8 protein-coding genes and 1 pseudogene are annotated in these 8,947 nt (G+C 71.0%); 7 read left to right on the forward strand and 2 right to left on the reverse strand.

Annotated features, from left to right (window positions below; genetic code table 11):
• Nucleotides 1–50: 50 nt before the first annotated feature.
• Both AB0J39_RS21210 and AB0J39_RS21215 read right to left on the reverse strand, forming a co-directional pair.
• Nucleotides 51–1,100, reverse strand: coding sequence for a sulfite exporter TauE/SafE family protein (locus AB0J39_RS21210; protein ID WP_363467252.1), 1,050 nt, complete (start codon nucleotides 1,098–1,100; stop codon nucleotides 51–53).
• Between the two features lie 2 nt (nucleotides 1,101–1,102).
• A complete protein-coding gene (locus AB0J39_RS21215) occupies nucleotides 1,103–1,303 on the reverse strand; it encodes a hypothetical protein (protein ID WP_363467254.1) in 201 nt (66 codons plus the stop codon).
• A 237-nt stretch (nucleotides 1,304–1,540) separates the two neighbouring features.
• Between AB0J39_RS21215 and AB0J39_RS21220 the strand changes: the two genes are divergently transcribed.
• The 7 genes and pseudogenes from AB0J39_RS21220 to AB0J39_RS21250 form a co-directional block, all read left to right on the forward strand.
• Nucleotides 1,541–2,389 (forward strand): DUF4352 domain-containing protein, encoded by an 849-nt coding sequence (locus AB0J39_RS21220; protein ID WP_363467257.1) that lies wholly within the window; start codon nucleotides 1,541–1,543, stop codon nucleotides 2,387–2,389.
• A gap of 252 nt (nucleotides 2,390–2,641) precedes the next feature.
• Complete coding sequence (locus AB0J39_RS21225) at nucleotides 2,642–4,456, forward strand: ABC transporter substrate-binding protein (RefSeq protein WP_363467260.1); 1,815 nt, start codon at nucleotides 2,642–2,644, stop codon at nucleotides 4,454–4,456.
• 3 nt (nucleotides 4,457–4,459) lie between these two features.
• Nucleotides 4,460–5,467, forward strand: a complete 1,008-nt coding sequence (locus AB0J39_RS21230; protein ID WP_363467263.1) for an ABC transporter permease — start codon at nucleotides 4,460–4,462, stop codon at nucleotides 5,465–5,467.
• On the forward strand, nucleotides 5,464–6,366 hold the full coding sequence (locus AB0J39_RS21235; protein ID WP_363467265.1) for an ABC transporter permease: 903 nt from the start codon (nucleotides 5,464–5,466) through the stop codon (nucleotides 6,364–6,366). Before AB0J39_RS21230 ends, AB0J39_RS21235 begins: the two co-directional genes overlap by 4 nt.
• 2 nt (nucleotides 6,367–6,368) lie before the next feature.
• Nucleotides 6,369–7,400, forward strand: a complete 1,032-nt coding sequence (locus tag AB0J39_RS21240) for an ABC transporter ATP-binding protein (protein ID WP_363467267.1) — start codon at nucleotides 6,369–6,371, stop codon at nucleotides 7,398–7,400.
• Complete coding sequence (locus AB0J39_RS21245; RefSeq protein WP_363467268.1) at nucleotides 7,397–8,413, forward strand: ABC transporter ATP-binding protein; 1,017 nt, start codon at nucleotides 7,397–7,399, stop codon at nucleotides 8,411–8,413. The genes AB0J39_RS21240 and AB0J39_RS21245 overlap by 4 nt, the downstream gene beginning before the upstream one ends.
• 44 nt (nucleotides 8,414–8,457) lie before the next feature.
• Nucleotides 8,458–8,947 (forward strand): annotated as a pseudogene (locus AB0J39_RS21250) (N-acetylmuramic acid 6-phosphate etherase); the annotation flags it as partial.

Raw genomic sequence — 8,947 nt, forward strand, 5'->3', positions numbered from 1 at the left:
CCGAGTCGTCACGGAGGGTTATTGGTAAGACGTTGGTGTCATGGGACGCGTCATGGGACGCGCTCGAACCTGACGACGCCCACGTACATTCCCATCCCGCAGGCGTAGCGCAGCCGCCCCTCCGGACGGGCCGCGAGCCGCACCACGCGCTCGCCGGTCACGGGGAGCACGACGTCGCGGTCCTCGATCGCGAGCGTACGCGTGCAGCCCCGGTTGTCCTTCGTCCTGAAGGCGATCTCGACGGGCCGTCCGGCGGCGGCGACGGCGATGCCGGGCCGGAAACCCTCGGAGGTCGCCCAGACCGTGAGCCGCTGGACGCCGTCGGCCCCGGTGAGGGCGCGTCCCGCGGCGGCGGCGGGGGAGCCGAACCGCGCCTGTGAGAAGTCCGGCAGCCAGCCGCCGAGCCGCAGGCCGGAGCCGACGGTGAAGAGCCCGGCGGCCAGGGCCGCGATCCCGGCCAGGGCGGCCAGCCTGGTCGAGGCGAGCGTGCGCAGCAGCAGCCCGAGGGCGGCGAAGGCGGGAGTGGTGCCGAGGGCGAGCCCGGCGAGCGCGGCCGCGCCCCCGGACGCGGAACCCGCGGAGACGGCCACCACCTCCATGCCGACCGTGACGCCGCAGGGCATGAAGATCGTGGCCATGCCCAGCCCGGCCGCCCGTACGAGAGTGGGGGAGCGGGTGGGCGCGCGAACCGGTGAGGGTCCGCCGCCCGGAGTGCACGCGGGCGCTTGCCCCGTCGGTGCGCAGCCCGCCTCGTGACGCCGGCGGAGCATCCGTACGGCGAGGACGACCACCACGGTCCCGGCGGCGACGAGCAGCGCCGCCCGGATGCCCGGGCCGACCCGGACGGCCGCGCCCGCCAGCCCGAGTAACGCTCCGAGGGCGGTGTGGGCGGCGAGCCTGCCGGTCAGGAACGCGGCCACCGGCGGGAGGGGACTGGACGGGCCGGCCGCGTTCCCTGAGACGTATTCGCCAGGGACATTCCGGGAGACGTTCCGGGAGACGAGGCCGATGAGGAGGCCGCCCTGGACGGCGGCGCACGACGCCGTGCCCGCGGCGAGACCGGCGGCGAGGCCCCCGGCGAACAGGGCGGCCGGGTTCACGGTCAGCCGGTGAGCGAGAGGTCGTCCAGCGCGCCGGTCTTCGCCGCCTCCACGAGCGAGCCGAGCTGGTCGAGGCTCATCTCCACTTTCTGGCCGAAGTCGTCGGTGATGACGACCTGACGCTCGGCCGGAGCGGCGGCGTCCACGAACAGCTCGGGGCAGCCGCAGCTGCAGTTGCCACAGAATCGGGCGATGGACTTCACGCCAGTCCTCCTCGTACGGCGGGGCCTTTGCTCGCAACGTAATGTGATCGTGTGGAGGCGACCAGTAACAGTTCGCTGACCGGCCGGAGAGAAGACCGCCACTACCGGCGGGCACCGGGCCGGCCCCGTGCCGCGGCTGTGCTGATCATGCTTAACGATCCGGTCTCTGCGGGCCGGACCGGTAACCCGGGCGGATGGATCATCCGTCTAGCGGGATGTCCACCCGGGTGAACGTCGGTGGACGGCGAATCAGCGAAGCGTCCGCGCACCAAGCAACTCGGAGTCTCCACGATGGCGCACCAGCAAGGCCCGCAGTACCCGCAGCAGTGGAATACGCAGCCCGGCGGGCCGCAGTTCCAGCCGCATTACGGCCCGCCCGCCGGGTACGGTCACCTGCCTCCGCAGCCCCCTAAGAAGAGCAACACACCGCTCATCCTGATCGCGATCGGCGCCGCAGTCCTGCTGATGTTCGGCGGTTGTTCGGTCGTCCTCGCTCTCGCGAGCAACAGTGCGCGGGACGTCGTCACGGCCACAGAGCCTGTCGCCGACCCCGCTGCCCGCGCTCAGCAGCAGGACGAGACGCAGCCGGAGGCCGAGACGCAGCCGGAGGCCGAAGCGGAGCCGCAGGGCCAGGTCGCCGAGCCGGAGCCGACAACCGCCCAGCCGTCGGCAGGGATCGGCGGCGCGCTTACCCTGCACGGCAGGGACCCGGGCCTCGTGGTGAAAGTGACGGTCACCAACGTCTTCGATAAAGCCACGCCCGCGAACGACTTCCTGAAGCCGAAGGCGGGAAGCCGCTATGTGGCCGTTGAGCTTCGTCTCGAGAACACAGGTCAGGCCGTTTATGACGACAGTCCCTCCAATGGGGCGATGCTCATCGACGATCAGGGTCAGCAGTACCGGGCTTCGTTCGGCGACGTCCGCGAGGGAGTCAGTCTGCAAGGCGGAGTGACGGTCACCACCGGTGATCGCCGGAAGGGAGTTCTCGTGTTCGAGCTCCCGGCGAACGTGAAGCCGGCCAAGTTCCAGTTCGCGCTGAACAGCGGGTTCGCCGACCAGAAGGGCGAGTGGGTGGTGACCCGGTAGTCGAGAGAGGGCGATGGCACCGCCCTTCGAACGACGTGTACTTCCCGCGGCCGTGAGTTCGAGGCCGCGGGTCGCGCTCCGGGCGGATCTCCCCGCGTCGGCTACCTACTGGGTGCGGCGCTCGGTTTCGCCGTGACTTGGATGAAGGAAAGTTGCAGAACCCTCACGAGTTTTGCAGATTATTGACCCGCCCCTGGGCCCGCGCATAAGGTCCGGACAAGATCCGCAACAGCACACCCCCCGGAGCGGTCAATGAAACGTCTGACAGCGGTCGCGGCGTTGCTCAGTCTCGCGGCCGTCGCGGCCTGCAGCGGCGGCGGCACGAACGGGAACTCCACCGGCGGCGGTGGTGGCGTCTACACCACGGTGGATCTCAACAAGCCGTCGCTCGACGTCAACGCGCCGATCAACCCGTGGAACCCCAAGGGCAACGCGTTCTGGGGCTACAACGCGATGAGGATCGCCTGGGCGAAGAACACCCTCACCGATCCGAACCAGTTCTACCCGGGCATCGCGGCGAGCTGGGACATCGCGCCGGACAACTCCTCCGTCACCCTCCACCTGCAGCCGGGCAACAAGTGGTCGGACGGCAAACCCGTCACCGCCGAGGACGTCAAGTTCTCCATCGCGCTGGCCTACACGCAGGGCAGCACCGCCTTCGCGGTCGACCCCGGCGCGGCCGGCGCCGCCTCGGAGATCGAAGTCGTGGACGACGCGACCATCAAGATCACGCAGGACATGAAGAACCCCAGCGTCACGTTCGTGCGCGGGGTCATGGACGCCTTCGTGGTTCCCCGGCACGTGTGGCAGAGCGTCGTCCCGGCCGACTTCTGGGACACGCTCGAAACCGCCCGCGGCGACGGCGCGGAGGCGGAGGCGGCACGCGGGGAGATCAAGGCGCTGTCGGAGAAGGTGCTCGCGTTCGCCCCGCCCCAGGACGTGTCGGCCGGGCCGTTCGTCCTGAAGCGGATGAACCCCGGCGAGGCGCTGCTGGTGAAGAACGCGAACTTCTACAACGCCGCCAATGTCGCGCCCGACCAGCTCAAGCTGCTCAACACCACCGGGAACGAGCAGATCTGGAACTACCTGACCTCCGGCACGCTCGACAACGCCCCGTTCACCGCGGTGCCCGCCGACGTGATGAAGCGCATCAAGGCGACGCCCGGCAACCAGGTCGTCAAGGGCTACTCCCCGGTGGCCGTCTCGCTCGCGTTCAACCAGGCGAAGAAGCCGTACGACAACGTGCACGTGCGGCGCGGGCTGGCCTCCCTGATCGACCGTGAGGAGGTCACGCGGATCGCCTCTCCGGAGGGTGGCACGGCGGCCGTGACCACCTCGGGCATCCACCAGAAGGCCGCCAGGGAGTGGCTCGGCGCCGAGCTCGACGCGCTGGATCCGTACAAGCTGGACCCGGCCACGGCCGACAAGGAGTTCGCGGAGGCCGGCCTGCGGAAGAAGGACGGCAAGTGGGCGCTGCCCGACGGCGAGCCCTGGAAGGTGACGATCCACATCCCGGCGCCGTTCTCCGACTGGGTCTCCGCGGCCAAGGCCATCACCAGCCAGCTCACCGCGGCGGGCGTCGACGCCGAAGTGGTGACCACCGCCGACTACCCGCTCTACCTGTCCGAGCTCGCCGAGGGCAAGTACGACCTCGGCTTCTGGCTCATCGCGCTCGGCCCCGCGCCGTACAACATCTTCCAGCGCCTGTACGGCACCTCCAACGGCTGGAACATCCTCGGCGGCAAGGTCAAGCACTCGGCGCCCGGCAAGAACGGCAACTGGATGGGCGGCCCCGAGACGATCGACGTCGACGGCGTCGGGACGGTCGACCCCGGCGAGCTGACCGCCCAGCTCAACAGCGTCAGCGGCGATGAGCAGAAGGCGGTCATCGCCAAGCTCGCCAAGGCGGCCAACCAGGACCTTCCGGTCATCCAGCTGTGGGACTACGTGAACACCCAGTTCGTCAACACCAACCGCTTCACCGGCTTCCCGGAGGACGAGAGCGACCTGCTGCGCCAGCCCTCCGGCGTCTGGATCCAGCTCGGCCTGATCAAGAAGAAGCAGTAGTCCATGGCGGTTCTCCTCCGGCGGCTCGCGGGCCATGTGGCCCGCGGGCTCGTCATGATCCTGGTCGTCACGACGATCAGCTTCCTGATCATCAGAAGCGTCCCCGGCGACCCGCTCGCGGCGCGCTACCAGAAGCTCGTCGAGCAGGGCATGGCCCCCGACGCCGCCCAGCGCGCGGTCGAGGCGTTGTACGGCTTCACGCCGAAGGGCGGCCTGTGGGAGCAGTACGTCGACTACATGGGCGGCCTGGCCCGTCTCGACCTCGGGCAGTCGCTGTCCGTGCCCGGCGCCGGGGTGTCGGCCGTGCTGTTCTCCGCCGCCAAGTGGACCGTGATCCCGGTGCTCGCCGGGACGCTGCTGAGCTTCCTCGTCGGCGTCGTCATGGGCGTCTACGCGGCGATCAAGAGGACCGGCGTGCTCGGCGACCTCCTCGCGATCTCCGGATCGCTGCTGCACGGCGTCCCGCAGTACGTGCTGGCGCTGCTGCTCGGAGCGATCTTCACCACGCTGATTCCGATCCTTCCGGCAGGAGGGACGGCCGACATCATGATCGATCCCGGTTTCACCGCCGACTACATCGGCTCGCTGGTCGAGCACGCCACCCTGCCGGTCGTCACGTACGCGCTGGCCGGCTACGGCGGGTGGATCCTCGCGATGAAGTCGAGCGTGGTCACCGTGCTCGGCGACGACTTCATCCTGGCCGCCGAGCTGCGCGGCATGAAACGGTCGATCATCTTCCGCTACGTCGCGCGCAACGCGATCCTGCCGCTGTTCACGATCCTGGCGCTCTCGCTCGGCCTGCTCTTCGGCGGCTCGATCTTCATCGAGCGCATCTTCAACTATCCCGGCCTGGGGCTGATGCTCATCGACAGCGTCAACAACCGCGACTACTCGCTGATGGGCGGGGCGTTCCTGCTCATCACGACGGCGGTCGTCGTCGCGAACATCGCGGCCGACCTGCTCTACACGGTCATCGATCCCCGGGTGCGCAGCGGAGGGGAGGCCGCATGACAAGCACGATCGTGCCGGAGGCGGGCGCCGCGGCAGCGCTCCGCCGCAACTTCTGGCGGGGCGTCTGGCGGGTCATGCGGCGCAAACCGAGCCGGATGGCCGGGGCGGTCATCCTCGTGGTGTTCGCGTTCATGGGGATCTTCGGGCCGCTGCTCTACCCCGACCCGCTGCCCCGCGACACGAGCGCGCTCTACGCCCCGCCGAGCCCGCGGCATCCGTTCGGCACCGACTTCGAGGGCACGGACGTGCTCGCCCTCGTCGTGACCGGAACCCGGTACGTCCTGCTGACCGCAGTCGTGACGGCCGTCATCACGGTCGTGGCCGGTGCGGGCATCGGGCTGTTCGCGGGGTTCCGGCGGGGCCGCTGGGACACGGTGCTCATGCGGTTCACCGACATGAAGCTCACGATCCCCGGCCTGCCGCTGCTGCTGGTGCTGTCGACGGTGTGGAAGTTCACCGGCGCCGTCGAGATGGGCCTGGTGCTCGGGCTGCTCGGCTGGGGCGGCGTGGCCCGGGCCGTGCGGGCGCAGACGCTGTCGCTGCGCGAGCGCGGGTTCATCGAGGCCGCCCGGGGGCTCGGCCTGTCCACCACGCACATCGTCGGCAGGGAGCTGCTGCCCGGCATGGCTCCGTACATCGCGATGAACGCGCTCATCGCGGTGACCGGCGCGGTCTACGCGCAGGTGGGCCTGTTCTTCCTGGGCGTGCTGCCGTTCGAGGCGAACAACTGGGGGGTCATGCTCAACCTCGCCGTCTTCGGCGGCGGCGCGCTGACCACGACGGCCGCGTTGCCGTACCTGCTGGCGCCGCTGCTGGCGATCCTGCTGCTCACGCTCGGCATCGTGCTGATCGTGGACGCGATGGACGAGATCTTCAACCCCCGGCTGCGGGAGGAGTGAGCATGACCTCCGAGCAGGGTCCTCCCGGTGTGCGGGTCCGCGGGCTGACCGTGGTCTACCGCACCCCGGCGGGAGAGCTCCCGGCGGTGTCCGGCGTCGACCTCGATCTGGCGCCCGGCACGATCACCGGCGTGGTCGGCGAGTCGGGTTCGGGCAAGTCCACGCTCGCGCTGTCGCTGCTCAACGCCGTCCAGCCGCCCGGCAGGATCGCGGCGGGCAGCGTCGAGATCGACGGTCTCGGCGACGTCGTGGCACTCGGCGGCGAGGCACTGCGGCAGGCCCGGGGCCGGTACGTCGGGTACGTCTTCCAGGCGGCGCAGAACTCCCTCAATCCACTGAAGACGGTCGGCAAGCAGGTGCTCGACCTGGGGCGCTCGCACGGCGTCGAGGACATGCGCGGCCTGCTGGCCGACGCCCGGGGCCTGCTCGGCCGGATGGGCCTGGACGGCGCCCGGGTGCTCGACTCCTACCAGCACGAGTTGTCCGGCGGCATGCGCCAGCGGGTCGGCATCATGCTGGCCCTGGTGCTGAACGCCCGCCTCGTCGTGCTGGACGAGCCCACGACCGCGCTCGACATGATCACCCAGGCGACGATCCTGCGGATCGTCCGCGAGGTCCACGCCGAGCGCGGGCTCACCACGCTCGTCATCACCCACGACCTCGGGGTGGTCGCCGAGGTCGCCGACCGGCTCGCCGTCATGTACGGCGGACGCGTGGTCGAGCACGGCCCGACCCGCGAGGTGCTCGCCGGGCCACGCCACCCGTACACGCGGGGGCTGCTCGGGGCCATCCCGCGCCTGGTCGGCGACATCGGCGAGGCGCGGGCCCTGCCGGGCCGCCCGCCGACGCTGGCCGACGTCCCGGCCGGCGGGTGCGTGTTCCGCGACCGCTGCCCGCTGCGCGTGGAGGTGTGCGAGACCGGCAGCCCGCCCGTCGTGACGTGGGGCTCCCAGTCGGCGGCCTGCCATGCCGTACGGGACGACGAGGGGGACAGGCGGGCCGTGGCCGCCGCGACGGGGGAGGACCAGGCATGATCGGCGGGACCGGCATCACGAAGACGTTCCGGCAGCGCGGCGGCGTGCTCGGCGCGCGGGAGGTCCCGGCGCTGCGCGGCGTGGACTTCGCGATCCCGAAGGGCGGGGCCGTCTCGTTCATCGGCGAGTCGGGCTGCGGCAAGACCACGCTCGGCCGGATCATCGCCGGGCTGGAGACCTGCGACGCGGGCGAGATCGTCATCGACGGCGTGGCGATGTCGTCGCTGAGCCACCGGCGGCGGCAGCCGTACTTCCGCCGGGTCCAGCTCGTCCACCAGGACCCGTACTCCGCGCTGAACCCGACGCGCACCATCCACCAGGCGCTGGCCGCGCCGCTCGCGCTGCGCGCGCGGCAGACGGGCCGGCCGCGCGCGTGGGCGGACGAACGGGCCGCGGAACTGCTCGGCCTGGTCGGGCTCGACCCCGGCTACGTGCTGCCGCGCTATCCCCACCAGCTGTCGGGCGGCATGCGCCAGCGCGTGGTGATCGCCCGCGCGCTGACCGTCGATCCCGAGGTCCTCGTCGCCGACGAGGCCGTCTCGATGATCGACGTGTCGCTGCGCCTGGGCATCCTCGCACTGCTCAAGGACCTGCGCGAACGGCTCGGGGTGAGCGTGCTGTTCATCACCCACGACGTGGCGACCGCCCGCTACATCGGCACCGACGGCGAGCTGTACGTCATCTACCGCGGCCAGGTGGTCGAACGCGGCCCGGTCGAGACCGTCATCTCGGCGCCGGTGCATCCCTACACCCAGGCGCTGCTGTCGGCCATCCCGGTGCTGCACGGCCTGGAGTCGCCGGGCGAGCAGCGGGTCGTGCCGGTGGAGGCGCCGGGAGACCATCCGGGCGACCACATGGAGGGCTGCCTGTTCGCGCCGCGCTGCCCGTTCCGTACGGACCGGTGTGAGCGGGAGCGGCCCGTGCTCGGCCACGACGGCGGCACGCCGCAGCGGCACGCCTGCTTCCACCCCGAACGCCGCAGTGTGGTGGCCGTGCCGGCGAGCCGCCGGTGAGCCCGGGCGGCACGAGGGAGACGGATTCCAACGACGGGGACGAGATGACTGACCCACTGGCGGGCCTGTCCACCGAGCAGCTCTCCACCGAGCAGCGCGAGTTGTTCACAGAGCAGGGCGACTTGTTCACAGAGCAGGGCGACTTGTTCACCGAGCAGAGCGACCCGCGGTACCGCGAGATCGACCGGCTCCCGACCGAGGAGATCGCCCGGCTGATGAACGCGGCCGACGCCACGGTGCCCGGCGCGGTGGCCAGGGCCATCCCCGCCGTCTCGGCCGCCGTCGACGCCATCGTCGCCCGGATGGGCGGGGGCGGACGCCTCTTCTACGTGGGCGCGGGGACGTCCGGCAGGCTCGGCGTCCTCGACGCGTCGGAGTGCCCGCCGACCTTCGGCACCGACCCCGAGCTCGTGCAGGGCGTCATCGCGGGCGGCGAGGCCGCCCTGACCCGGTCGATTGAGGGCGCCGAGGACGATCATGACGGCGGGGCGGCGGCCGTCGCCGACCGCGGCCTGGGCCCGCTCGACTCGCTCG

The sequence above is a fragment of the Microbispora sp. NPDC049633 genome (assembly GCF_040675265.1).
Classification (GTDB): domain Bacteria; phylum Actinomycetota; class Actinomycetes; order Streptosporangiales; family Streptosporangiaceae; genus Microbispora; species Microbispora maris.

What these genes read in the sequence shown, in the direction of transcription:
- AB0J39_RS21235 (WP_363467265.1), top strand. Translation starts at nt 5,464, where the DNA reads ATGACAAGCACGATCGTGCCGGAGGCGGGCGCCGCGGCAGCGCTCCGC.
- AB0J39_RS21240 (WP_363467267.1), top strand. Translation starts at nt 6,369, where the DNA reads ATGACCTCCGAGCAGGGTCCTCCCGGTGTGCGGGTCCGCGGGCTGACC.
- AB0J39_RS21245 (WP_363467268.1), top strand. Translation starts at nt 7,397, where the DNA reads ATGATCGGCGGGACCGGCATCACGAAGACGTTCCGGCAGCGCGGCGGC.
- AB0J39_RS21225 (WP_363467260.1), top strand. Translation starts at nt 2,642, where the DNA reads ATGAAACGTCTGACAGCGGTCGCGGCGTTGCTCAGTCTCGCGGCCGTC.
- AB0J39_RS21230 (WP_363467263.1), top strand. Translation starts at nt 4,460, where the DNA reads ATGGCGGTTCTCCTCCGGCGGCTCGCGGGCCATGTGGCCCGCGGGCTC.